Here is a 546-nt window from a genome sequence, read left to right on the forward strand (position 1 = left end):
GCGGGCTCCCGCAGGCCCGCGCCGTCGCCCAGCGGCGGCAGGTGGGCGGTGCGCTCGGCCTCGGTGAGCTGGGGGTAGCCCACGTACATCATCACGATGCCGGAGACGAACCACATCGCGAAGAAGCCGCACAGCAGCACCCCCAACCAGCGGTGGGTGAGAAACAGCCAGCGCTTGGCGCGCACAGGGCGGGTCCAGTCCATGGTGCGTTTCCCGTCGGCGTTCAGAACGCCACCTGCAGCGACACGTCCACCGTGCGCGGTGCGCCCAGGTACACCTGCGCGCTGCGCGCTTCGGCCGCGTAGATGCGGTCGGTGGCGTTGCGCAGGTGGCCCGAGAGCGTGGCGGTGGGCGAGAGCTTCCACGACAGCCCCAGGTCCAGCAGCGTGTACGAGGGCCAATACTGCGTGTTGGCCGCGTCCGCAGAGATGCGCCCCACGCGCCGCGCCCCCGCCGTGGCCTGCAGCGCGGGCGTGACCGCGTAGCCCAGCCACAGGTTGGCCACGCTCTCGGGCGTGTTGGTGGGCGTGCGGCCGGCCAGCGACA

Annotated in this window: 1 protein-coding gene and 1 pseudogene; both read right to left on the minus strand. The window is 72.2% G+C overall.

The window, feature by feature from the left end; all coding sequences use genetic code 11:
* Positions 1 to 203: pseudogene (locus tag AC27KI_RS27010) on the minus strand (hypothetical protein); the annotation flags it as partial.
* 20 nt (positions 204 to 223) lie between these two features.
* A partial coding sequence (locus AC27KI_RS27015) for a TonB-dependent receptor domain-containing protein (RefSeq protein ID WP_487116992.1) occupies positions 224 to 546 on the minus strand: 323 nt, incomplete at its 5' end.

It is taken from the genome of Acidovorax sp. KPB24-03 (assembly GCF_057546605.1).